The organism is Neobacillus drentensis (assembly GCF_036962765.1).
Taxonomy (GTDB): Bacteria; Bacillota; Bacilli; order Bacillales; family Cytobacillaceae; genus Neobacillus; species Neobacillus drentensis_C.
This window is the reverse complement of the sequence record NZ_JBALOS010000163.1, coordinates 12700-37107: the sequence shown is the minus strand read 5'-3', so window position 1 is coordinate 37107 and position 24408 is coordinate 12700. Positions and strand designations below refer to the sequence as shown.

Below are 24408 nucleotides of genomic sequence, written 5' to 3'. Positions count from 1 at the left end.
GTCTAGCTCCAGCGCCCAGGGGCTCGGGTCATAAGCCCCTGACCCAGACGCTTCCGCTTTTCAATTTTTTTTTGTAAATTTTATGCTTCATACTTGCAAAAGATTTTGAGATTCATTATTATAATAATTGTGTTAGCACTCATTAATAGAGAGTGCTAATAAGTCAGAATTACATATATCTTTGAGGAGGTTGTTTGATTTGTTAAGACCATTAGGTGATCGTATTATCATTGAGCTTGTTGAATCAGAAGAAAAAACTGCAAGCGGGATTGTTTTACCGGATTCAGCGAAAGAAAAGCCTCAAGAAGGAAAAGTTGTTGCCGTTGGTACTGGCCGCGTACTTGAAAGCGGAGAGCGTGTAGCACTTGAAGTTTCTGTAGGCGATCGTATTATCTTCTCAAAATACGGTGGTACAGAAGTAAAATATCAAGGTACTGAATACTTAATTTTACGCGAATCAGATATTCTAGCAGTTGTAGGTGCTTAATTAAAAAAGTGGCAGCGCCCGTTTTAGCGGTTCACACGCTGGGCGCCAGAGCCAGACAAATAGATAAGTTTTAAAAAATAGAGTTAAACAATATGAGGAGGTTTTTAAATAATGGCTAAAGAGATTATGTTTAGTGAAGAAGCACGCCGCGCTATGCTTCGTGGTGTTGATGCTCTAGCAAATGCAGTAAAAGTTACTCTTGGACCTAAAGGCCGAAACGTGGTTCTTGAGAAGAAATTCGGTTCTCCACTTATCACAAATGACGGTGTAACAATCGCAAAAGAAATCGAATTAGAAGATGCATTTGAAAACATGGGTGCAAAACTTGTTGCTGAAGTAGCAAGCAAAACAAACGATGTTGCCGGTGACGGTACAACAACTGCAACTGTTCTTGCTCAAGCGATGATTCGCGAAGGCTTAAAGAACGTAACTGCTGGTGCAAACCCAATGGGAATCCGTAAAGGGATCGAAAAAGCAGTTATTGCAGCTGTAGAAGAATTAAAAGCAATTTCTAAACCAATCGAAAACAAAGCATCAATCGCACAAGTTGCTGCAATCTCTGCTGCTGACGAAGAAGTTGGTCAATTAATTGCAGAAGCAATGGAGCGCGTTGGCAACGACGGCGTTATCACTATTGAAGAATCTAAAGGTTTCACAACTGAATTAGATGTAGTAGAAGGTATGCAATTTGACCGTGGTTACACTTCTGCTTACATGGTAACAAACACAGATAAAATGGAAGCTGTTTTAGAAAATCCATATATCTTAATTACAGACAAGAAGATTTCTAGCATTCAAGAAATCCTTCCCGTTCTTGAGCAAGTAGTTCAACAAGGCAAGCCGCTATTATTAGTTGCTGAAGATGTTGAAGGTGAAGCATTATCTACTTTAGTAGTTAACAAGCTGCGCGGAACATTCAATGCTGTTGCTGTTAAAGCTCCTGGCTTTGGTGACCGCCGTAAAGCAATGCTTGAAGATATCGCTGCTCTAACTGGCGGGGAAGTTATCACTGAAGAGTTAGGCCGTGAACTTAAAACAACTACAATCAACTCTTTAGGCCGTGCGGTTAAAGTTGTTGTAACCAAAGAAAATACAACAATCGTTGAAGGTGCAGGAGATTCTGCGGAAATCGCAGCTCGTGTTAACCAAATCCGCGTTCAATTAGAAGAAACTACTTCTGAATTCGACCGTGAAAAATTACAAGAGCGCTTAGCTAAATTAGCTGGCGGTGTAGCAGTAATCAAAGTTGGTGCTGCAACTGAAACTGAATTAAAAGAGCGCAAACTTCGTATCGAGGACGCGTTAAACTCAACTCGTGCTGCAGTTGAAGAAGGTATCGTATCCGGTGGTGGTGTAGCCCTTCTAAACGTATACAGCAAAGTGGCTGAAATCCAAGCAGAAGGCGATATACAAACAGGTATCAACATCGTATTACGTGCGATGGAAGAGCCTGTACGCACAATCGCTCACAACGCTGGTCTTGAAGGATCTGTTATCGTTGACCGCTTAAAGCGTGAAGAAATCGGCACAGGTTTCAACGCTGCAAATGGCGAATGGGTTAACATGATTCAAGCAGGTATCGTGGATCCAACTAAAGTTACTCGTTCAGCTCTTCAAAACGCTGCATCTGTAGCGGCTATGTTCTTAACAACTGAAGCAGTTGTTGCTGACAAACCAGAACCAGCTGGATCAGGCATGGGTATGCCTGATATGGGCGGTATGGGTGGAATGGGCGGCATGATGTAATAAGGGAGTTAAAACCCTATTATATCAAGGTTCCATTGAACCAGTTTAAAAATCTGTCTGCGGGTTTGTCCGCGGAAATCAATAAAAGAATAAACAACTATTGGAGAAGGCCTCTCATCAGTTTGCTAAAAACTGTTGAGAGGCCTTTTCTTTTATTTTGGGGTCATATGGTGAAGATATTAACATGCTTGAAAAAACTTATGGTTTTTTTAATTACAAAAAAGCTTTTATTAATTAAATATTCTACTAAATTAGTCTGTTAATTTATAAGATTGGGTTATATTTATTGTACTTTCAAGGTAAATCGTTTTCAAAGTGGATAAGTAGTTTTCTTCTAAGGATGATTGTGAAATGGAGCACAGAAACATGGAAGGCTTTAAATAAGCATTGGAACAATTTTGGGGTCGAAAGTAATATTTCTTGAAAGGGGAGAGATAATCATGAAAACATTGCGTGATATGGCGTTACAAATGCACCGGGATAAACAAGGGAAATTAGAAGTGAGAGCAAAGGTGGAGATTAAAAATGCAAATGATTTGAGCTTAGCGTATTCACCTGGTGTCGCGGAGCCTTGTAAGGAAATCTATGAAGATCGAAATAGAGTATATGAATACACGATGAAAGGCAACACCATTGCCGTCGTCTCAGATGGTTCGGCGGTATTAGGGCTTGGGAATATCGGTCCGGAAGCAGCGATGCCAGTAATGGAAGGCAAAGCAGTTTTATTTAAGAATTTTGCTAACGTAGATGCATTCCCTATTTGTTTAAATACACAGGATGTTGAAGAAATAATTGAAACAGTAAAGCACCTTGAACCAACATTTGGTGGGGTAAACTTAGAAGATATTTCAGCTCCAAGATGTTTTGAAATTGAAGAACGCCTGAAGAAAGAAACAAATATCCCTATTTTTCATGATGACCAACATGGTACAGCCATTGTAACGGTTGCCGGATTAGTCAATGCTCTTAAACTAGTAAATAAGAAAATAGACGAAATTAAAGTCGTAATAAATGGTGCGGGTGCTGCGGGTGTAGCAATTGCTCAATTGCTAAATCGTTTTGGTGTGTATGATGTCATTCTATGTGATACAAAAGGTGCAATTTATGAAAATCGTGAATATGGGATGAATCCAATTAAAGAAAAGATCGCTAAAAAGACGAACCGTAACAATGCAGAGGGAAGCTTAGAGGAAGTAATTGTCGGTGCTGATGTTTTTGTTGGTGTATCTGTTGCAGGTGCAGTAACAAAGGAAATGATTTTAACAATGAGAAGGGATGCAATTATTTTTGCAATGGCAAACCCTGTTCCAGAAATTAGGCCAGATGAGGCAAAAGCTGCAGGAGCAAAAGTAATAGGAACAGGACGTTCAGATTTTCCAAATCAGGTCAATAACGTGCTCGCTTTTCCAGGAATTTTTCGGGGGGCTCTAGATGTTCAAGCAACAGAAATAAATGAAGAAATGAAAAAGGCTGCCGTATACGCCATTTCTTCACTCATTTCAGAAGAAGAACTATCAGAAGACTATGTGATACCTAACCCTTTTGATGACCGAGTAGCATTTGCGGTAGCAAAAGCTGTTGCAACTTCGGCTGTAGAAACAGGTGTAGCGCGGAAATCTTTTGTCACCAAGTAACAAAGGTGAATGGGGGTGACAGGCACCATATCCAATTATGGCGGAGGCCATTTTTCTAATTGGATGATTTATGATAAAGGCTGCTTAAAGCTCTTTTATGAGCTTAGCAGTCTTTTGTCATTTTATGCTTAAGTCTTATACATACTAATATTATGAAAATAACTGGAGGAGATTATGAAGAAAGGCAAACTTAGTTTACAAGCCATTATTATTATTTTTGTATGCATTGTCGTTGCTTTATCACTTGGAATAACTGATTTTATAATAAGCAAAAGAATTACCTCCAGTGTGGAAGAGACACAGAAAGAAAAAGCCCTCAATGTTGCAAGGATGATTTCCTTAAGCCCGCTGGTGATTGATGCTTTAGATGGGGGAACCAGTCATGCGGTAATACAAGAATATGCCAGCCAAGTTAAAGATAAAACGAATGTTAACTTCGTTGTCGTTATGGATATGAAAGGAATTCGGCTTTCCCACCCAGATCCCAGTAAAGTGGGGAAGCACTTCAGAGGAGGAGATGAAGGGCCTGTTCTTAAAGGAAAGGAGTATGTTTCCATTTCAAAGGGAACACTCGGTCGATCCATGCGGGCATTTACTCCAATAAAGAATTCACATGGAAAACAAGTAGGTGCGGTTGCTGTAGGAATTTCTTTAGAAAACGTTACAAAGGCGGTCCATAAAGGACGGATGGGGATCGTTATTGGGACGTTAATTGGAATCCTAATAGGTGTAATCGGTGCAGTGGGCCTGGCAAGATACATAAAAAAAACCCTTTTAGGACTTGAGCCATTTGCTATTGCTAAGCTGCTTGAAGAACGTAGTTCCATGCTTCAGTCTGTGCGTGAAGGAATAATAGCCATCGACCAAGAAGGGAAAATCACACTTGTAAACAGGGCAGCCAGTAAGCTTTTTACGAGAGCCGGTCTTGAAGAGAACCCAATGGGTATGAACATTGAAGCTTATTTGCCTGAGACACGGTTAACTCGCATTATAAAATCGGGTGAAACCGAATTGGATCAAGAACAAATCCTGAATGGGGTGACCATTTTAGTAAACAGGGTTCCGGTGGTTGTGGAAAATAGGCCGGTCGGAGCTATCGCTACATTCCGTGATAAAACCGAAGTCCGATTGTTGGCCGAACAGCTCACAGGTGTGCGTAACTATGCGGATGCTCTCCGTGCCCAGGCGCATGAATTCATGAACAAACTTCATGTCATCCTTGGCCTGGTCCGAACTGAACAATATGATACACTTGCTAACTATGTGAGTGAAACGGTTAACCACCGTGAAACAGAAATGGGCTTTGTAACGAAGAAGATTAAAGATCCAGTTCTTGCTGGATTTTTAATTGGCAAACTAAGCTTTGCCAGAGAATCAGGTGCTTCTTTATCTTTTGATTGTGTAAGTGAACTTCCCAAGCCTGCAAACTCGGAAATCACACATGAGTTGATCACAATCATTGGAAATCTCTTCGATAACGCAATGGAGGCGATTGCGGACAGTCTAAACAAAAAAGTCGGTCTTAAACTTGATTATGCAGAGGATATTTTAACAATCGAGGTTAAAGACACAGGGATGGGAATGACGAAATCAATCCAAAACAAAATACTGGATAAAGGCTTCTCGACGAAAGGAGAAAACCGCGGATTCGGATTATATCTTTTAGCGCAGGCAATTGAAAGACTTGAAGGGGACATGATTATTTCGTCTAAGCCTGGAAAGGGAACGAATTTTGCTGTGTATATACCCTATAAAGCAGAGGATGAATAGAATTGATTAATGTAATGATTGTCGAAGATGATCCGATGGTAGCGGAAATCAATAAACAGTATCTTTCCAAAATTGATGGGTTCCGTTTGGCTGCAACAGTCAATTCAGTAGATGAAGCCATCCGATTTTTGGGAAAGAATGATATTCAGCTCATTCTTCTAGATATTTTTATGCCGGGAAAGCTGGGTCTAGAGCTGTTAGCGTACCTTCGGAAAAATGACCTTGAAATTGATGTCATCATCATTTCAGCGGCCTCAGATCTTGAACGAATTAAGAGGGCATTAAGGTATGGTGTTGTCGACTATTTAATTAAGCCATTCGAGTTTGAACGGTTTAACGCTGCACTTGCTACCTACCTTGAGCAAACTCGGTTCATTGATAAGCAGGAATCGGTTAGTCAGCAGGAGCTCGATCACTTACTTTTGCACAGAGACGAAGCTGTTGTAGCAGAAGAACTGCCAAAGGGGTTAACGAAGGATACCTTAAAGCAGGTATGGGATGCGATTCATGGATTGAAGGACGGGCCTTTTTCTACTGATGAAGTAGCAAATGTTGTAGGAATATCAAGGGTTTCTGCAAGAAAATATCTAAATTTCCTAAAGGACTTAGGAATCCTTGAGGTCAAGGTTATCTATGGAACCGTCGGAAGGCCAGTATACCAACATGAATATAACAAATTTAAAGAGCACTTAATAAAAAACTTTCTGTAAGCAGTTTTTGAAACTGCTTACTTTTTTTATTTACAAAAAGAATTATTAAACTTTCATAATCTATGAAAACGGTTTACACGGGAATATGATAGACATGTAGCAAGACAAAGGAGGATTAAAAAATGCAAATTCCAATTAAGAAAACGCTTGATAAAATTCCAGGTGGACTGATGGTGGTTCCGCTTTTTTTAGGGGTACTAACAAATACATTTTTTCCACAGGTTTTACAAATTGGAAGTTTTACAACAGCATTATTCAGTAAAGAAGCATCATCAACCATTTTGGCATGTTTTATGTTTTTAATTGGTTCACAAATTAATTTCAAATTAGCACCAAAGGCATTAAAAAAGGGTGCAATATTATTAACTGGAAAATTTATTGTAGGTGCTGGTATTGGTTTAGCTGTAGCAGCGATTTTTGGGCCTGCTGGAATACTAGGATTATCGCCATTAGCCATCCTTGCAGCGTTATTAAATGCTAATGGCGGGTTATATGCATCTCTTGCTTCATCGTATGGTGACGAAACGGATGTAGGCGCATATGCTTTATTTTCTTTAAAAGATGGTCCATTTTTCACATTAGTGGCATTAGGTGCATCCGGCCTTGCCACCATTCCCTTTCAAACACTTATAGGAGTATTGATTCCAATTATAATTGGAATGATTTTAGGAAATATTGATCCTGATATGAGAAAGTTCCTTGGAAGCAGTAAATTATTATTAATCCCATTCTTCTCATTCCCATTAGGTGCCGGAATGAATCTTTCAACAATTGTAAAAGCTGGGGGTCCTGGGATATTACTAGGATTAATCGCTGCCATCACTGGAATTGGAGCGTACTTACTATTGAAGTTATTTAAAGAAAACCCTATCGTTGGTTTAGCAACAGGGTCAACTGCAGGAAATGCGGTAGCTACACCAGCTGTTGTGGCGGCAGCAGATCCAACCTTAGCTGCAGTAGCATCTTCAGCTACTGCACAAGTTGCAGCTGCATGTGTTATATCTGCCATCGTCTGTCCGATTATTGTGAGCTATGTATTTAAAAGGTCTCAAAAGAAAAAATCGAAACCTTCGATTGCAAGGGCAGCCTGATAAAAAGTAATGGAATTTTTATAAATATGAAAAAGGTGGAAGATAGAACAAAGTAGTCAGCTGGTTTTACTGACTGCTTTGTTTAATTACAAAAGAGGGACATTAAATTAAAAAAACTAGTGTGATAAGGAACATGTTATTAACATGGATTGGTAAGAAATCTATGTACCGATATTGTCTGAATAGCATTTAAGAAAGAAAGAAGGAAACACCATGAATGTACCTGAACATGTTATTATTACAACATTAAAAGGAAAAGAAGTTCTCACAAATCCTTTTTTGAATAAAGGAACGGCTTTTACGAAAGAGGAAAGGGAAGATCTTGGACTTGACGGTCTGTTACCGCCCCAAGTGCTCACCCTTGATGAACAAGTAAATAGGGTTTATGAACAATATTCGATGCGGACGACGAACCTATTTAAACACGGTCTGCTTTATGATTTATATAACCGCAATGTTGTACTGTTTTACCGATTATTGAAAGAACACCTAGCAGAAATGCTTCCCATTATCTACACTCCCACTGTCGGTGATGCGATCCAGTCATACTCTCATAGCTACCGCCGCCCGGGTGGCTTATATCTTTCCATTGATGATCCTGAGGGCATCGAAAAGGCATTTCACAATCTTGGACAGCCCAAAAATGGCATTGATCTAATCGTCGTTACCGACTCTGAAAGTATTCTGGGTATTGGAGACCAAGGGGTAGGCGGTATTAATATTGCGATAGGTAAACTCGCCGTATACACAGCGGCAGCTGGTATTGATCCAAGCCGAGTTCTGCCAGTCGTGCTAGATGTTGGTACGAACAATCAGGCTTTGGTTGCCGATCCTATCTATATTGGCAACAAATTCGCCCGTGTCCGTGGTGAGCGTTATGATCAATTCATTGATTTATTCGTTCAGACGGCAAGAAAGTTCTTTCCAGAAGTTCTTCTTCACTGGGAGGACCTTGGCAACGTGAACGCTCGTAAAATCATGGACAAATACAGTGACAAAATCCTTACCTTCAACGATGACATCCAAGGAACAGGTGCAGTTACCCTTGCTGCTGTTATGTCTGGAATGAAAGTAACAGGGGAATCCCTGAAGGACCAGCGTATTGTTGTCTTCGGACCAGGGGCTGCCGGCATCGGTATAGCTGACCAAATCTCAGAGACAATGGTTCTTGAAGGGCTGACCAGAGAAGAAGCCTATGACCGTTTCTGGGCTATAGACTATCGAGGGTTACTAACGGATGAAACACAAGATGTCCTGAACTTCCAGAAGCCTTATGTAAGGAAAACGGATGAAGTCAGAGACTGGGATAAGAATGAGGACGGGATCATTTCATTAATGGAAGTAGTTCAGAGGGTGAAGCCAACCATCCTGATTGGTACTTCCGGACAAGCCGGCGCCTTCAATGAGGAAATTGTGAAAGAAATGGCCAAGCACGTTGAGCGTCCCATTATCTTGCCTATGTCCAACCCGACTGCACTGGCTGAAGCAGTGCCGGAAAACCTGATGAATTGGACAGATGGCAAGGCTTTAATTGCAACCGGCAGCCCGTTTGCCAATGTAGAATACCAAGGTGTTTCCTATGAAATTGGGCAGTCAAATAACGCATTTGTATTCCCAGGCCTAGGTCTTGGAGCCATTGTTGCAAAAGCTGAAGTGATTTCAAAAGGAATGTTCGCAGCTGCTGCATATGCGGTTGCAAGAATGTCTGACATCAGCACACCAGGAGCATCCCTGCTGCCATCCATTGAAAAACTTCATGAAGTCTCAAAATACGTAGCTATTGAAGTAGTCAATGCGGCGATATACGAAGGAATTGCAAGAGCGGATATCCAAGATGTTGAGACTGCTATTGAAGAGGCTATGTGGAAGCCTGAGTATAAAGAAATAAAGAGTGTAGGTATTTGGACAAACATCCATTCCTATGCATGATTAAATAGTTAAATAAAATGCCTGTACTCCTGGTAATTGTCGACTTTCGGTATTCCAGGCAGTTTACAGGCATTTTGTATTTTACTAGAAGGGTTTATATCTTGTAGAAAATTAAATTATGTAAGGAACAAAAGAAGGCAATACTAGGTGGATGACTTTTCATGATACTATAATGGTATATGAATTTGAAATGTAATGAGGTTGAGGATAATGAGTACAATTTTAGATATTGCCAAGCTTGCGGGTGTGGCGAAGAGTACGGTTTCTCGGTTTTTAAATGGCGGCTCTGTTGGGGAAGCGACGAAGAAGAAAATTGAACAAGCGATCAAGGAAACCGGGTATACTCCGAATCCATTTGCGCAGAGTTTGAAAGCGAAGAAAACGAATATTATTGGCACGATTGTCCCGCGGCTTGATTCCTACGCTTCTTCACAAACGTTAATTGGGATTGATGAGCAATTAAAGCACATGAATTATCAGATGCTGATCTCCAATACAAGTCAAAATCTAGAGCGAGAGATTGAAAGTATTTATAGCTTTGCCAATCAGAAGATGGCGGGGATTATTTTGCTAGCTACCGAGATCACGGATCAGCATATCGAGGCATTTGAAACCGTTAAAGTTCCTGTTCTGCTAATAGGACAAGAGCATGAGGATTTTTATAGTCTGATTCATGATGATTTTTGCGCTGGTTATGAAATGGGGCGGTATGTTCTTGAAAAAGGATATCGGAAAATTGCTTATCTAGGCGTAACGGAACGGGATATCTCAGTTGGGGTGAAGCGAAAGCAGGGCTTTAAAAAGGCAATTCAAGAAGTAGAGGATTGTGAGGTTCGCTTTTATGAGACATTATTCAAGATTCCAGCTGCACAAGCTAGTGCAATGGAAATCATCCATGAATTTCAGCCATCTATCATTGTGTGTGCGACCGATAATATTGCCCTTGGGGTGATGAAGGCAGCGTATTCAGAGGGGCTAACGATTCCAAAAGATATAGCGTTAACGGGTTTTGGCGGATATGATGTGACGGAAATCATGCATCCGGGCTTAACGACGGCGAAGTTTTTTTATAAAGAAGCGGGGGAGACGGCTGCAAAACATATTGCAGAGTTAGTTAACGAACGGCCTGTCGAAAAAGTAACCATTTCAAAATTTGAAATTATTGAACGAGAAAGCGTTGACAATTTCTTTAATCGTCCACTATAATAAAAACAACGAAACCGGTTCCAATCAAGAGAACCTTTTCACTTGGTAACAATCGAATTCGGTTTCTCTTTTAATATTTTATTTTTTTAGCATACTTTGGAACCGGTTCCGCTACAAGGGATTTTATTTTTATTCAAAAATGGAACCGGTTCCTAAAACAAATCAAATGAAAAGAGAGGGATTAAGATGGATCATAAAAAAATTGCACGGGAAGTTCTTAATGCCATTGGCGGTCAGGAAAACCTATCAGCTGCAGCACATTGCGCCACACGCTTGCGGCTAGTTTTACATGATGAATCACTCGTTAATCAGGCAGAATTGGATAATATGGATGTCGTGAAAGGGACCTTCTCAACGGGAGGTCAGTTTCAAATTATCTTAGGATCTGGAACGGTGAACGAGGTTTATAAGCATTTGGCGGAGATATCTGGTCAATCGGAAATGTCAACGAGTGATGTGAAAAACGCGGCAGCGAAGAAACTGAATCCGATTCAGCAATTCGTCAAAATGCTGTCAGACATTTTCGTTCCAATTATCCCAGCAATCGTCGCTGGTGGTTTACTAATGGGAATCAACAATGTCCTAACGGCTCCAGACTTGTTTATTGAAGGAAAATCTTTAGTGGATGCCAATCCAGAAATGGCGGATTTAGCAGCACTTATTAATACATTTGCAAATGCAGCCTTTGTCTTTTTACCAATTTTAATTGGTTTTTCAGCAACGAAAAGGTTCGGAGGGAATCCTTTCCTTGGGGCCACACTTGGAATGCTAATGGTTCATCCGGACTTATTAAATGGTTACGGTTATGGTGCCGCCTTACTGAAAAATGAAGTCCCGGTTTGGAATCTTTTTGGCTTAGAAATTGAAAAGGTAGGATATCAGGGAACCGTACTTCCTGTTCTTGCCGCGTCTTTTATTCTAGCAAAAATCGAAACGTCTTTACGGAAGGTTGTTCCCTCTGCTTTAGACAATCTATTAACACCGTTATTGTCTATCTTTATTACCGGAGTTTTAACGTTCACATTGGTAGGACCGCTGACTCGCTCTGCTGGTAATCTATTAACAGATGGTATTGTCTGGTTATATGACACAACAGGTGTCATTGGCGGAATCATCTTCGGTTTACTTTATGCGCAAATTGTTATTACAGGTATGCACCATAGCTTTATCGCGGTAGAAACGCAATTGCTTGCTGATGTTGCAAAAACGGGTGGATCGTTTATCTTTGTCATTGCGGCAATGTCAAACATTGCGCAAGGAGCAGCGACACTTGCTGTGCTAAAGACAACGAAAAATGCCAAGATTAAAGGAACCGCTTCAGCAGCTGGAATCTCTGCCTTATTAGGGATTACGGAACCTGCGATGTTTGGGGTGAACTTGAAATTACGCTATCCATTTATCGGTGCCATTATTGGTTCTGCCGTCGGATCTGGCTTTGTTACAGTGTTCAAGGTTAAAGCGACTGCGTTAGGGGCAGCTGGTATACCAGGAATCATCTCTATTCGCCCAGATGCAATTATTTCTTATGTTATCGGTATGGTCATCGCGTTTGCCGTCGCATTTATCGTCACGATTGTTTTAGCGAAAAGAGACGAAAAAAAAGCAGTTAAACAATCATCTAATCAAGCAGCATAATAAAAGAATGAAAAGGAGAATCCAGTGATTCTCCTTTCTGTATTAGGAGTGAATCAGCATGGAATGGACAAAAGAGCAACGATACAGAAGCATGGACGACGTGACCGAAGAGGAAATTCAGGGGTTAGCCAAACTAGTGAATCAATGCCCATGGCGGCAGTCTTTTCATATTCAGCCGTTGACAGGATTGTTAAATGACCCGAATGGCTTTAGTTATTTTAATGGGGAATATCATTTATTCTATCAATGGTTTCCGCTTGGACCGGTTCATGGGTTGAAGCATTGGTATCATACGAAGTCTAAAGATCTTGTTCATTGGGAAAATGTTGGAATGGGCATTGAGCCGTCGAATGAATTCGATAGTCATGGGGCGTATTCCGGAAGTGGAATTGAGCATGATGGGAAATTATTTTTAATTTACACTGGCAACACGCGCGATGAATATTGGAATCGACACCCGTATCAATGTTTGGCTGTAATGAGTCCGGATGGAAGCATTGTGAAAATGGCTGCACCGGTGATTACAGAAATTCCAAGTGGCTATACCGACCATTTTCGCGATCCAAAGGTTTGGCAACATGGGGGTCAGTTCTACGCGGTGATAGGTGCTCAAAGGAAGAATGAGACAGGAAGTGTCGTTTTATATCGCTCTATTGACCTAAAAGATTGGCAGTTTGCCGGTGAATTAAAGACTGGTTTAGGTGAAGATTTCGGTTATATGTGGGAATGTCCGGATTATTTTGAGCTGGATGAGCAAGGTGTGTTCCTTTTCTCTCCACAAGGGTTAAAAGCGGAAGGCGACCACTATCAAAACATTTATCAATCAGGGTATGTAATTGGAAGTCCAATAGATTTAGAGAATATCGAATTAAAGCATGGTGTATTTCATGAGTTGGATCGCGGGTTTGATTTTTACGCACCACAATCGACTGTGGATCATCAGGGGAGACGTATTTTAGTCGGCTGGATGGGATTACCTGAGATTGACTATCCTACTGATAAAAATGGGTGGGCACACTGTTTAACACTCCCTCGGGAGCTATCGGTTAAAGACGGAAAGATGGTTCAGCAGCCAGTGTCTGAGCTAGTATTGCTTCGCGGGGAAAAGGTGGAAACAAGTCAAACGGTTGATAATGAAAGTGTTTGTATGGGTAACTTCGAGGGAGATGTGTATGAGCTTCTTGCGGAATTCTCTGATAGTACAGCTGAGGAGTTTGGTTTGGAACTTCGGGTCGGAGAAAATGAGAAAACCGTGATTAAATATGATGCGGTTGCGAAAAAGGTTGTGTTTGATCGGACGCAATCGGGAGAATCCTTTGCTGAGGAGTTTGGGACCGTTCGGAAATGTACGTTGGATGCTGAAAAGATTTCGTTCCGAATCTTTGTTGATGTCTCTTCTGTTGAAGTGTTTGTAAATAATGGGGAAGAAGTATTTACCGCAAGGATTTTCCCTGGTGAAAATAGTAATGGAATCCGTGTGTTTGCTCGTGGTGGCCAAACGAAAGTAAAGGCTGTTAAATGGGATATCATATAAACTTTTTAGACTTACTAGAGGTGACAAAATGGGAAAGCTTTTTTCGATTGGTGAAGTGTTAATTGATTTTATTCCTCTGCAAAAAGGGGTGGCCTTAAAGGATGTTTTTTCTTTTGAGAGAGCTCCTGGGGGGGCGCCGGCAAATGTGGCTGCGGCTGTTGCCACATTTGGGCAGAAAGCATCGATGATTTCTAAACTAGGGAATGATGCGTTTGGCGACTTTTTAGTCGAAAAGCTTGTCGAGGCTGGTGTTGAGATGGATAAAGTATATCGGACCGGGGAGGCAAATACGGCCTTGGCTTTTGTCTCGTTAAAAGAAAATGGGGAACGTGATTTTTCGTTTTACCGTAATCCTTCCGCTGATTTGCTGTTAAGTGAGGAGGAGATCGAGCCAGCATGGTTCCAAGCGGGGGATATTCTCCACTTTTGCTCCGTTGATCTTGTGGAAAGCCCGATGAAACAGGCGCATAAAAAAGCAATCGCGGCTGTTTCAGATGCCGATGGCTTAGTCAGCTTTGACCCAAATGTGCGGCTGCCGCTTTGGGAAGATCCAGAGGACTGTCGTAAGGCGATTCTCAAATTTTTACCGACAGCTGATATTGTTAAGGTTTCCGATGAAGAGCTAAATTTTATTACGGGAATAAAAGAGGAGTCGGATGCGATACAATCGTTGTTAGTTGGAAACGTGAAGGCAGTTGTCTACACAAAGGGAGCTGCTGGTGCGGATTTGTTTTTAAAGGATGAAAAGATTGAATCGAGAGGATACTCTGTTAAACCTGTGGACACAACCGGAGCGGGTGACGCGTTCATGGGCGGATTTTTATATCAATTGCTAGAATTGAAAGCAACCCCGGCTAACCTCGAGGAAGTACTACGGGGCTATCATACAGAAATATTGCGATTTGCCAATGCAAGTGGTGCTCTCACCACAACAGGAAAAGGAGCAATCTCAGCTCTTCCGACTAAGGGGGAAGTTGATGAGCTTATAGGAAAGTGATACTTATGTAGTCTGCAAGGGACCCCTTCGAAATCAGTTTCTTACTCTATTGCTTCAATCTAAGTTTCTTTTTCGATTGTATTCTTGTTTTTTCGACATTCTGGTTAATATATAATATTTATAGATTATAAAACATTTGTTATGGATAAGGATGGAGTACATGGAACTGAAACAAATTCAGTATTTTACTGAGGTCGTGAAACATGGAAGCTTTTCTAAAGCGGCAGAACATCTCCATTTATCTCAACCTAATATCAGTAAAATGGTTAAAAGCTTAGAAGAAGAGTTAAATACAAAATTACTAATCCGAACCACCAGAAAGTTTGAGCTGACCGATACAAAGAAAGTACTCTATCAATGCGGGCAGCAAATTGCCCAATCTGTACAGCATTTTTATCAAGGATTTGATGATATAGCAAAAACCACTTCCTATAATAAAAATTAGGGAGTGGTTTTTTGTGTTGTTAAAATTTGCGTACCAAGACTTGTTGGATAACAAGCTTTTCAAGAATACGACCAAAACGAATATCAAGAATTATGAAATGCTTTTAGGAAAATTTGTTGAACTTAAAACCCTGATCTTAATGTCCAGAAGTCATTTTAATACCTGCAGCCCCTGTAATAATACACATAATCAATAGGATTGTTCTTAAACTTCTAGGTTCATTAAAGAAGATCATTCCTGCTATAACACTTCCAATAGAGCCGATACCGGTCCATATTGCATAGGCAGTCCCCACTGGAAGAGAAGTTAATGACAAAGAAAGAAAATAAAAGCTTAAACTCCCAAAAAAAAGACACGCTACAGAGGGGAGCAATTTTTTAAACCCATCTGCACGTTTCAGGCTTATAATACTACCAATCTCGGCAAATCCGGCAATAAGAAGAAAAAACCAAGCCATTGAATCATCCCCAAACCTTGTATAAATCATTTCATTTCCTTTAATGTTTAGGTTGTGCTGGACTAATTTTTATTCCAATTATCCCTAATATCATTAAAGCTACAAAAAACACTTTCAGTTGATTAATAGTCTCTCCCCAAAAAAGTATCCCAGTTACTACTGTTCCCACCGTTCCTAATCCAGTAAAAATAGCGTAACCAGTTCCTAAGGGAATTGAATGTAATGCTTTTGAAAGTAAAAAGAAACTAAAGAGTATAATAACTACCGATACTATACTAGGTATAATTTGGGTGAATCCGTGTGAATATTTAAGACCGATCACCCAGACAATTTCCAAAAGTCCTGCTATTATGATATAGATCCATGCCATTTTATCGCTCTCTCCTTCGGCATTGACACTTATTATTTAACCACGAAGTTATCCATATATCGATAAATCGCATAAGCTACCCCGTTCTCATCATTATTAAGGGTTGTCGTTGTACAAACAGCTTTTATGACATCTTTCGCATTTCCCATCGCTACACTGTATCCAACTTTCTGGAACATGGATAAATCATTGTTGCTGTCCCCGATTGCCATAGCCTGATCTAAGGAGCCATTCATCAAGAAAACCAATTTTTCAAGGGACATCCCTTTTGAAGCTCTTTTACTAGTCATTTCAATGTTATGATCAGCAGATGAAACAACCATCAACTCATCAAACTTTTTGAATTGGTTCCATGCTTCCTCTAATTTCTTTTTATCAAAAGAACATGCTAAAATGTTATAGAATTCTTCCTCCTGTTTTAAGATATCATGATAGTTTTCAACTAAAACATATCCAAACTGGTCAAATTGCCTTTCCGCTACTTCAACTAATTCTTTCATATCTGTATTCAAATCTGCGCTTTTCAAACTTTTAATCTCATTATGGAAATGTTCTCTTCCCTTTTTAAGAGTATAAATGGCTTTATCAGTAAACACTTCGTAATAATAATTCCGTTCATCTAACCATTGGAGAATAGATTCGACACGATCTTTAGTTATCGTAATAGAGGAAATGCACTTTCCGCTTTTTGAATGAATGGTTGCGCCATTTGTCCCGATTACAAATGGGGAAATCCCGGCTTTTTCACAAATTGTTTGAACGTCAAAATAAGCCCGTCCTGTTGAAATAACTACTTCAAAGCCTCTATCTTGGGCATATTGAATCGCCTTAATATTTTCTTCACTAATTTCATTCTGGTCGTTTAATAATGTTCCGTCTAAATCTATCGCAATGAAACTCATGTTATATAGCTCCTTTTCTCATTCTATCTATTAAATTTTCTTTCTAGCTTTTTTGCCTGCTATCAATAAAAATCTATTCAAAAAAGAGAGAGAACTCCCTCATCCGTCTCGATATGTCCTTTTAAAGATTGACTATGCTTGAATCCAATTGATTTCCTCTAATTTTGAATGATTTCTCCATTCCTCTGGAAATGGTTGCTCGCAGACAATCACATCGACTTTTTCTAGAGGACAAACTTTACAAAATGTATCGACACCCATTTTAGAGTAATCCGTTAGCAATACAACTTGCTTTGATACCTCGACCATCTTTCGTGAAACTAATGTTTCATGTAAATGATAATTACTAACCCCATTTTGAATAGAAACACCACCAGCTGAAATGAACGCTTTATTAATATTAAATTGATTTAACATTTGTTCAGTGAGACCGCCGCATATAGATTGCTGCTTTGGATCAATTTGACCACCTAGTAATAGAATTTGTCCTGTAAACTTATTTTGATTGAGCGATTCGGTCAACACAGACGACACAGGAAGAGAATTGGTTAAAATCGTAATGTCTTTTTTATTTTCAATACACTGCGCAAATTCAAGCATGGTTGTCCCTACATCAATGACAATCACATCTCCGTTAGAAATGAGTTCTACTGCTTTTTTCCCAACCATAACTTTCGCTTCTTGATTCACCGTTGTACGCTGTGTGAATGGAGGTTCCTCAAATTCAAAGACTGTTTTAATCGCTCCACCGTAGACCCTCTTTAAAAGTCCTTTTTCCTCTAATATCATCAAATCGCGTCGAATCGTTTCCTCTGAAACATTAAATTGATCAACTAATTCCATAACTTTTACTTTTCCCATTTTGTTCAGTTCTTTTAAAATTTCATTCTTTCTTTCTTCTGGCAAAACAGACATATTTCTTCCCCCGCGATCATGAATAATTTATAAAAGGCTATTTTCGCATAGATTGTTGTTTTTCGTATAAGTTTATCAACCCGTATAACTAGATGCTTCGTGGCATCTTTTCGTAAGAACATTTGCGAAAATTGCCTAGAAACATAGTAAATGACCCTTATTAAGCCCCAAAAGCAACAAAGTTTACGAAAAGAGCCTTATAAAATAATGCATTCTTTCTTCGGTACAAGAATATGAACGCGTGCTCCTTGCTCAAACATTTTCCCTCGGTGGTGAAGATAGTCTACATGGAAGGCTGACGACTCTGTTTCAACTTCATATCTTAAAACATTCCCTGTCATGGTTACATCTTTAACGATTCCTTTAATTCCCCAGTTCGCTTGTAAATCCAAGCTATCCTCTCCAGAAGAAACTAATTGTATAACTTCAGGACGAATAGCGACTTCATTTCCTTTTAATTCCGTACTACGAACAAGTTTAAGGAAAACCTCCATGTTACAAACATTATAATTTCCGATAAATTTTGCAACAAATGTATTGATTGGAGTGGTATAGATTTCTGATGGAGAACCAGATTGTACAACGTTTCCTTTATTCATGACAAAGATTCGATCTGACATCGTCATTGCTTCTTCTTGATCATGTGTTACAAAAATAGTTGTAATATCTAATTCCTTCTGTATTCTCTTCAATTCTTTTTGTAAATTTTTTCTAATTTTAGCATCCAATGCACTTAACGGCTCATCTAATAAAAGTACTTTTGGCTCCATAACCAGGGCACGAGCAAGAGCAACCCTCTGTTGTTGTCCTCCAGATAACTGATGAGGATAAGACTTTTCTTTTCCATTTAAATCGACCATATCAATCATCTTTTTTACTCTTGAATCAATATTTTTTGCCTTCTTCATTTTAAGTCCGTATGCGATGTTATCAAAAACGTTCATATTCGGAAAAAGTGCATAAGATTGAAACACCATACCGACTTCACGCTGACGCGGTGATAAATTAGTAATATCTGTTCCATCAATTAAAATTCTTCCTACATCTACGTCTTCAAGTCCGGCGATTGAACGCAATAACGTACTTTTTCCGCATCCGCTTTGCCCAAGAAGTGTAACAAATTCTCCTTTGTTCAATGTTAAAGAAATGTTATTTAAAACGACTTGATTATCATATCCCTTAGTCACTTGATCGATGGTTACATAGCTCATTAATTTTCACCTTCTAAATTAGTAGTTTTATGATGATATTGTTTTTTTAAAAAGGTAAGAATTCGCTTCTTATTTGATACAACTGAGTTTTTTTCTTTCTTAAGCGATAGTTTTAATACGGTCGCAGTTAAAAATAAAATCAATAAATAATATGTGATTACAATTGCACTAGTTAAGTGACCACTGCTGTTTAGTTTGTCGGCAAGATAAATTTGAATCGTTTCAAATCGACCTCCGACAAGCAAATTAGCAAAAGCAAATTCACCAAATAATAAAGCAACTGATAATAAAGTAGATACTAAAATACCAGACATAATATTTGGAAGTACCACTGTACGAAATGCCTGAAATTTTGAAGCACCTAGTAATTCAGCTGCATCTACAAGTTGGATAGCATTAAGTGTTCGAAGGCTGTTACGAATACCTTGATACATAAATGGTAGAATGGTTATGAAATAAGCACCAATTAGTATCCACGGTGTCCCGGAAATTTGAAATGGTCCATTTGAATATAGCTTTATTAATCCAACCGCTCCAACAATTGGAGGAATTCCATAAGGAAGCATCGCTATTGCTTGAAGCAAACCTTCCCATTTACTGAAATAGACAGTGACGATAAAGATAGTTGGAAGCATAATAAGGACACTAAGACCTACAGTTACAACAATTAAAAACAGTGTTCTTTCGATAGCATCATAAAACCGTGTATCTTGAAATAAATCACTATACCAATGGATTGTATAACTCTCAGGTAAAATGGTATGATCCCATTTACCAGCAATCGAGAATAAAAATGTTCCGACAAGTGGAATTAATAAATACAAAACTAGTAATCCAACAATCACTTTATACAAGATTTTTGAAGATTTCATCGTAAATCCCTCCTAATGCGACGCATCATTCGTTCGTTGAACCACATTGCCCCAATCATAGTCGTTGCTAGAAGAACTCCTAACGCACTACCCAGCTGTGGTTTTAATGTAACGTCACTTGCAACTAAAGAGGCTATTTGCAATGACAATAAGTTATAGTTGCTACCGACCAATGCATAGGCTGTAGCGTAAGCACCCATCGCATTTGCAAACATAATACTAAATGTACCTATAATACTAGGTAAAAGTACGGGTATTCCAATTCGAAGCCAAAATGAAACTTTTGATCCTCCTAATAGTGAAGAAGCTTCTTTCCATTGCTGTTTTATTCCTTGATAAGACGGATAAATTAGCATAACAGCAAGCGGAATTTGGAAATAAATATAAACAAGAATTAGTCCTGTCCATGAATATAAATTAAAATCTGCAAACACTTTTAAACCGATCTTGTGAAAAAGTAATGTAAATAATCCATTGTTTCCAAGTAAAATAATATATGAAAATGAAAGGGGAATCCCCTCAAAATTCGAAGTCACATTAGTAAGCATTAGTAATCGATTTTGTATTTTTTGAGAAAACTTAGTAAACGAATAAGCTACAATTACCGCTATAATCACAGAGGTTACAGCTGAAAATAATGAAATAAGAAGGCTGTTTTTAATTCCTTGCATATAAAATTTACTTTTAAATACTGTTAAATATTGATTAATCGTTACGTGAACTCCATCATCTGTATAAAAGCTATTTTTAATCATTGCCACTATTGGCCCAATTTCAAAACCAATTACAAATAGTATAAATGGCAATAAGAGAGCTAATAAGTAAATTTTTTGTTTATTCATTTTTCGCAAACTTCTCGCTCCTCTATGTTTAACAATTTTGGAATTGGTTTAACAATAAGGCTGTTAAACCAATTCCAGTGTTCATTTTATTGTTGCATTGAACATTCACTTAAATGGTAACTTCTTCTTTTAGTCCTGGTAATCGATATGAAATCATTTTATCTGACGGCTTGATATTTAAAAGCTCACAAACAAGTGGTGCAAAAGCTAATTGAGGAATTACCTCACTGTAAAAACCTGGCTTAACTTTTGGGCTAATGATAAATAATGGAACATCACGCTCACCATCAGTTATGCCACCATGGTTGCCGTATTCGCTCATTCCATGGTCAGAAGTAATTAAAATATGGTAACCTTCTGAGATCCAAATTGGCAGAAGCTGAGCTAATAAGCTTCCCATTTTTAAAATTTGTTCACGATATTCTTTCGATTCCGAACCATAAATTTCGCCTTTTACATCTACCCCTAGAGGATGAATATATAAAAAGTGTGGATCGTACTTTCTACGCAAAGCTTCTGCATCCATTAGGACATGACTATCTGGATAGTCATCATCCCAATAGAATTTTCCATATTGAATCGCTTTTGACTCGTCATCTTGCTCACGATCTTCAATAAATTGGAATGGTGCACGATTATAAAGTTCGCTTACCCAATAATAAGATGCTGTTGCATTTCTTAAGCCGTTTTCTTTTGTAAGATGGAAAAGACTTTTCTCTGTAGATAGACGGACGGTTTGATTTGACGTAATTCCATTCGTTGATGCCGGTGTACCAGTTAGTAACACTTCATATAATGGACGAGAAAGACTTGGAAGCTCCGATTTCACTTTATAAAGTGCCGCCTGATTTGTTTCAACTAAATGTTGAATAAATCCTAGTGCCTCACATGCTTTATCGTATCGCATTCCATCTACAACAACCGTTATCACTTTATTTAACATTTACTAACACCTCTTCTTGCCATAATTGTGGTAAAGTACTTGCCGTTTTTTCCCAAGCTTTTTGATCTTTTACTGGTGTTACATTTTTGTATTCTTCTTTTGGAAGTAACTTGTCTGCTACTTCTTGCGGAAGTTTTACATCACGAATTGGACGAGCAAATCCTTTTGCTAAGTTAATTTGACCTTGATCACTTAAGATATATTCTCTTGTTGCCATCGCTGCATAAGGATGTTTTGCATATTTGTTAATAATCGTTGTATAACCACTTACGACCGAACCTTCTTTTGGAATACATACATCAAATTGGTCACGGTTGATTTGGCTAGCATAATTAAGTGCATTGAAATCCCAAACAATTGCAACTTCTACTTCGCCTTTTTCAATGTTAGCTGGTTTAGCGTCTGTTAGACTCAGACGGCCTTGTTTAGCAAGCTTAGCGAAGAAGTCAAGTCCTGGTTTAATATTCGTTTCATCACCGCCGAAAGCCATTGCCGCTGCAAGAACACCCATCTGATTCTGTGCTCCGCGTTGAACATCTCCAATTGTTACTTTGTAATTTCCTTTTAAAATATCATTCCATGATTTAGGTGGATTTTTCACTAAATTTTTATTAGTAAGAAATGCGATTGTTCCCTGATATCCAACAACCCAATCTCCATTATCATCTTTCGCCCATTTTGGTATTTCATCCCAATGAGAAGTTTTATATGGTAGGGTTAATCCTTTTTGTTCAGCAATTGGTCCAAAAGAAATCCCTACATCCCCGATATCAGCTGTTGCATTATCTTTTTCTGATTCCATTTTCGCAATTTCTTCTGCACTAGATAAATCTGTATCACTGTGCTTCAAAGTATATTTTTTCGTTACATTATTCCACGTGTCTCCCCAGTTAGCCCATGAATCAGGCATACCGACACTATTAATTGTTCCCTCTTCTTTTGCCTTTGTTTCAATTTCTTTCAGGGTTAACGAACTTGGATCCTTAACAACTGGAGCAGCCTCGTCTTTAGTAGCTCCACAAGCAGCTAATCCTAGTACACTCACTCCTAACATCACAGCTTGAATAGACTTGTAACAATTCTTCTTGAATGTGTTATTCATAAAAAGTGCCTCCATTTAGTGTGGAATTTTTGATGTTTATTACTGTTTGTTACAGATTAATCATAATTGGACAATATTAATTCCACATAAATCCAACGTAAAGATTTTGTAAATCAGCTCTTTATATCTCCAATTCATCAGCTTAGTGAAAATGTTATCTTTGTGGGTATTGCTCAATTTGAGAGAGATTTAACTTCTGAACAGTCAAAAGAAGGGATGCAGGAATGATTCTCTATCGAGAGGAAAAAAAGTAACTCGCAAATGTGAAATTGTGTAATGGCCTCTGAAACAACCGGAGGCCATAAAGGTTGATTAGTATATTCAAAGAAAATGTTGCTTTTTAATTCTTGAGAAAAAATGTGTGTGAAAAATCTAAGGCGGAAAAAACATTTCTAACATTGCAGGGAAAGTAGTAGCAATTACGGGGGCAAGCAGCGGTATCGGTGAAGCTACTGCACGTTTTCTTACTCAAAGCGGTGCCCATATTGTATTGAGTTCAAGACGCACAGAAAAACTAGAGGCTCTTACATCCGCAATTCGTTCAGAAGGCGGTTTTGCGGATTATAGAGTACTGGATGTAACCAAAAGGGATCAAATGGAAGGACTCATCAACTATGTGAAAAACACATTTGGACAAGTTGATGTGATTGTGAATAACGCAGGTGTGATGCCTCTCTCAAAACTTGAAGCTCTGAAGGTTGACGAATGGGATCGTATGATCGACGTGAATATTCGCGGCGTTCTTCATGGCATTGCAGCAGGGCTTCCAATTTTATTTATGTTATTTGCTTTTTTATAAGGGTTTATAGCGTTATTTTAAACAAACTTTGTTTCATAGTTTCAGCTGGTACTAGAAGTAAAGCACCTGTTAGTCCAACATTTAAAAGAAGAAGGATAATTGGAGGATTACAAAGTTCTAATCCTTCAATTCTAAATCTTTTTCAGTTGCGAGAGGGGGTTTGCTTTCCTAGATTAATAAACGCTTAGAATGGCCTATTGTAGGCGTTTGAAATGTAGTGGGAAGTGGGAGTTTAGGCGTTGGAGAACCTCAATCAATAACAAGCGTTATCCTTAATAGAAATTCTCAAGAAAGGGGCTGATCGGCTCTTTTTTTGTTTCGTATCGCTGGGCGATATAACTTGCAAATAAATCCCTGAAACCTCTTTAATAGAAAGGGAGGTCCGATATGCGACATGATACCTTCGAATGAACGAGCATTCTCTTCTATGGAAGTGGCAGAAGAAGTGGGAATACAACACCCGCTATTCGAAGGTATGGCCAAATCTTAGAGCGAAATGGATATGAGTTTTTAAAAGAGGGCAATCCGTGTATCTTTTTTCAATCCGACATCGAAGCGCTATAGAATTACCAGTCAAACAAAAACGGCTATCGCTAGGAAATTACCCTAATGGAAGCCATTTTTAAGGTTTCATTCCCTTTTCTATAGTCTCCTTTACGATAATCAATTGGTGAATTTGCGCGTTAATGACTATTTAAACCTAAGGCAACTCAATTAAAAGTAGAAATTACTTTATTCTGACAATTCGGAATTGCTATTTTTCAAATTTCAACAAATTCCCGGGAAATATCTACAAATTCTGAGAAGATAT

21 protein-coding genes and 1 pseudogene are annotated in these 24408 nt (G+C 38.9%); 13 read left to right on the top strand and 9 right to left on the bottom strand.

The features are described from left to right. The first annotated feature begins 199 nt into the window (after positions 1-199). From groES to V7137_RS19920, 12 genes are all read left to right on the top strand, one after another. Positions 200-487: a co-chaperone GroES gene (groES, locus tag V7137_RS19975; RefSeq protein WP_026565252.1), complete on the top strand. Its 288-nt coding sequence runs from the start codon at positions 200-202 to the stop codon at positions 485-487. Positions 488-598: 111 nt separating this feature from the next. Beyond that, a complete protein-coding gene (groL, locus tag V7137_RS19970) occupies positions 599-2233 on the top strand; it encodes a chaperonin GroEL (protein ID WP_335699694.1) in 1635 nt (544 codons plus the stop codon). Between the two features lie 440 nt (positions 2234-2673). Continuing rightward, positions 2674-3867: an NAD(P)-dependent malic enzyme gene (locus V7137_RS19965; RefSeq protein WP_335699693.1), complete on the top strand. Its 1194-nt coding sequence runs from the start codon at positions 2674-2676 to the stop codon at positions 3865-3867. Between the two features lie 174 nt (positions 3868-4041). Continuing rightward, positions 4042-5637 carry a DcuS/MalK family sensor histidine kinase gene (gene dcuS / locus V7137_RS19960; protein WP_335699692.1) on the top strand — a complete coding sequence of 532 codons (1596 nt, stop codon included), beginning with the start codon at positions 4042-4044 and terminating at the stop codon, positions 5635-5637. A 2-nt stretch (positions 5638-5639) separates the two neighbouring features. Next, entirely contained in the window at positions 5640-6347 is a 708-nt protein-coding gene (locus tag V7137_RS19955; RefSeq protein WP_335699691.1) for a response regulator, read from the top strand. A 122-nt stretch (positions 6348-6469) separates the two neighbouring features. Further along, positions 6470-7438, top strand: coding sequence for a 2-keto-3-deoxygluconate permease (locus V7137_RS19950; protein WP_335699690.1), 969 nt, complete (start codon positions 6470-6472; stop codon positions 7436-7438). 213 nt (positions 7439-7651) lie between these two features. After that, positions 7652-9367 (top strand): NAD-dependent malic enzyme, encoded by a 1716-nt coding sequence (locus tag V7137_RS19945; protein ID WP_335699689.1) that lies wholly within the window; start codon positions 7652-7654, stop codon positions 9365-9367. Positions 9368-9577: 210 nt separating this feature from the next. Next, entirely contained in the window at positions 9578-10573 is a 996-nt protein-coding gene (locus V7137_RS19940; protein WP_420490154.1) for a LacI family DNA-binding transcriptional regulator, read from the top strand. Positions 10574-10759: 186 nt separating this feature from the next. Further along, positions 10760-12208: a sucrose-specific PTS transporter subunit IIBC gene (locus V7137_RS19935; RefSeq protein WP_335699688.1), complete on the top strand. Its 1449-nt coding sequence runs from the start codon at positions 10760-10762 to the stop codon at positions 12206-12208. Between the two features lie 58 nt (positions 12209-12266). Then, on the top strand, positions 12267-13742 hold the full coding sequence (locus V7137_RS19930; RefSeq protein ID WP_335699687.1) for a glycoside hydrolase family 32 protein: 1476 nt from the start codon (positions 12267-12269) through the stop codon (positions 13740-13742). A gap of 28 nt (positions 13743-13770) precedes the next feature. After that, positions 13771-14739, top strand: a complete 969-nt coding sequence (locus tag V7137_RS19925) for a carbohydrate kinase family protein (RefSeq protein WP_335699686.1) — start codon at positions 13771-13773, stop codon at positions 14737-14739. Between the two features lie 160 nt (positions 14740-14899). Next, positions 14900-15184, top strand: coding sequence for a LysR family transcriptional regulator (locus V7137_RS19920; RefSeq protein ID WP_335699685.1), 285 nt, complete (start codon positions 14900-14902; stop codon positions 15182-15184). A gap of 136 nt (positions 15185-15320) precedes the next feature. Here the strand turns inward: V7137_RS19920 and V7137_RS19915 are convergent, their stop codons facing one another. The 9 genes from V7137_RS19915 to V7137_RS19875 form a co-directional block, all read right to left on the bottom strand. Then, a complete protein-coding gene (locus V7137_RS19915) occupies positions 15321-15641 on the bottom strand; it encodes a DMT family transporter (protein ID WP_026565232.1) in 321 nt (106 codons plus the stop codon). A gap of 40 nt (positions 15642-15681) precedes the next feature. Further along, positions 15682-16011 (bottom strand): DMT family transporter, encoded by a 330-nt coding sequence (locus tag V7137_RS19910; RefSeq protein ID WP_335699684.1) that lies wholly within the window; start codon positions 16009-16011, stop codon positions 15682-15684. A gap of 32 nt (positions 16012-16043) precedes the next feature. Beyond that, entirely contained in the window at positions 16044-16913 is an 870-nt protein-coding gene (locus V7137_RS19905) for a Cof-type HAD-IIB family hydrolase (RefSeq protein ID WP_335699683.1), read from the bottom strand. 132 nt (positions 16914-17045) lie between these two features. Then, the gene (locus tag V7137_RS19900) at positions 17046-17828 is read right to left on the bottom strand and encodes a DeoR/GlpR family DNA-binding transcription regulator (RefSeq protein WP_335699682.1); all 783 of its coding nucleotides are present in this window, start codon (positions 17826-17828) and stop codon (positions 17046-17048) included. Positions 17829-18025: 197 nt separating this feature from the next. Further along, the gene (locus tag V7137_RS19895; RefSeq protein ID WP_335699681.1) at positions 18026-19039 is read right to left on the bottom strand and encodes an ABC transporter ATP-binding protein; all 1014 of its coding nucleotides are present in this window, start codon (positions 19037-19039) and stop codon (positions 18026-18028) included. Next, positions 19039-19911 (bottom strand): ABC transporter permease, encoded by an 873-nt coding sequence (locus tag V7137_RS19890; protein WP_218351237.1) that lies wholly within the window; start codon positions 19909-19911, stop codon positions 19039-19041. Before V7137_RS19890 ends, V7137_RS19895 begins: the two co-directional genes overlap by 1 nt. Then, positions 19908-20753, bottom strand: coding sequence for an ABC transporter permease (locus V7137_RS19885; protein WP_256358532.1), 846 nt, complete (start codon positions 20751-20753; stop codon positions 19908-19910). Before V7137_RS19885 ends, V7137_RS19890 begins: the two co-directional genes overlap by 4 nt. A 109-nt stretch (positions 20754-20862) precedes the next feature. Continuing rightward, a complete protein-coding gene (locus tag V7137_RS19880; RefSeq protein ID WP_335699680.1) occupies positions 20863-21696 on the bottom strand; it encodes an alkaline phosphatase family protein in 834 nt (277 codons plus the stop codon). After that, the gene (locus tag V7137_RS19875; RefSeq protein WP_335699679.1) at positions 21686-22798 is read right to left on the bottom strand and encodes an ABC transporter substrate-binding protein; all 1113 of its coding nucleotides are present in this window, start codon (positions 22796-22798) and stop codon (positions 21686-21688) included. Before V7137_RS19875 ends, V7137_RS19880 begins: the two co-directional genes overlap by 11 nt. A gap of 388 nt (positions 22799-23186) precedes the next feature. On the opposite strand from V7137_RS19875, the pseudogene V7137_RS19870 reads away from it, so the two are divergent. Next, positions 23187-23573, top strand: a pseudogene (locus V7137_RS19870) (SDR family oxidoreductase); the annotation flags it as partial. Positions 23574-24408: the final 835 nt, after the last annotated feature.

Coding starts and splice junctions, on each gene's coding strand:
- V7137_RS19940 (WP_420490154.1), top strand. CDS start 9,578: ATGAGTACAATTTTAGATATTGCCAAGCTTGCGGGTGTGGCGAAGAGT.
- V7137_RS19905 (WP_335699683.1), bottom strand. CDS start 16,913: ATGAGTTTCATTGCGATAGATTTAGACGGAACATTATTAAACGACCAG.
- V7137_RS19910 (WP_335699684.1), bottom strand. CDS start 16,011: ATGGCATGGATCTATATCATAATAGCAGGACTTTTGGAAATTGTCTGG.
- V7137_RS19915 (WP_026565232.1), bottom strand. CDS start 15,641: ATGGCTTGGTTTTTTCTTCTTATTGCCGGATTTGCCGAGATTGGTAGT.
- V7137_RS19945 (WP_335699689.1), top strand. CDS start 7,652: ATGAATGTACCTGAACATGTTATTATTACAACATTAAAAGGAAAAGAA.
- V7137_RS19875 (WP_335699679.1), bottom strand. CDS start 22,798: ATGAATAACACATTCAAGAAGAATTGTTACAAGTCTATTCAAGCTGTG.
- V7137_RS19935 (WP_335699688.1), top strand. CDS start 10,760: ATGGATCATAAAAAAATTGCACGGGAAGTTCTTAATGCCATTGGCGGT.
- V7137_RS19900 (WP_335699682.1), bottom strand. CDS start 17,828: ATGTCTGTTTTGCCAGAAGAAAGAAAGAATGAAATTTTAAAAGAACTG.
- V7137_RS19890 (WP_218351237.1), bottom strand. CDS start 19,911: ATGAAATCTTCAAAAATCTTGTATAAAGTGATTGTTGGATTACTAGTT.
- V7137_RS19925 (WP_335699686.1), top strand. CDS start 13,771: ATGGGAAAGCTTTTTTCGATTGGTGAAGTGTTAATTGATTTTATTCCT.
- V7137_RS19885 (WP_256358532.1), bottom strand. CDS start 20,753: ATGAATAAACAAAAAATTTACTTATTAGCTCTCTTATTGCCATTTATA.
- dcuS (WP_335699692.1), top strand. CDS start 4,042: ATGAAGAAAGGCAAACTTAGTTTACAAGCCATTATTATTATTTTTGTA.
- V7137_RS19880 (WP_335699680.1), bottom strand. CDS start 21,696: ATGTTAAATAAAGTGATAACGGTTGTTGTAGATGGAATGCGATACGAT.
- V7137_RS19950 (WP_335699690.1), top strand. CDS start 6,470: ATGCAAATTCCAATTAAGAAAACGCTTGATAAAATTCCAGGTGGACTG.
- V7137_RS19930 (WP_335699687.1), top strand. CDS start 12,267: ATGGAATGGACAAAAGAGCAACGATACAGAAGCATGGACGACGTGACC.
- V7137_RS19895 (WP_335699681.1), bottom strand. CDS start 19,039: ATGAGCTATGTAACCATCGATCAAGTGACTAAGGGATATGATAATCAA.
- groL (WP_335699694.1), top strand. CDS start 599: ATGGCTAAAGAGATTATGTTTAGTGAAGAAGCACGCCGCGCTATGCTT.
- V7137_RS19920 (WP_335699685.1), top strand. CDS start 14,900: ATGGAACTGAAACAAATTCAGTATTTTACTGAGGTCGTGAAACATGGA.
- V7137_RS19965 (WP_335699693.1), top strand. CDS start 2,674: ATGAAAACATTGCGTGATATGGCGTTACAAATGCACCGGGATAAACAA.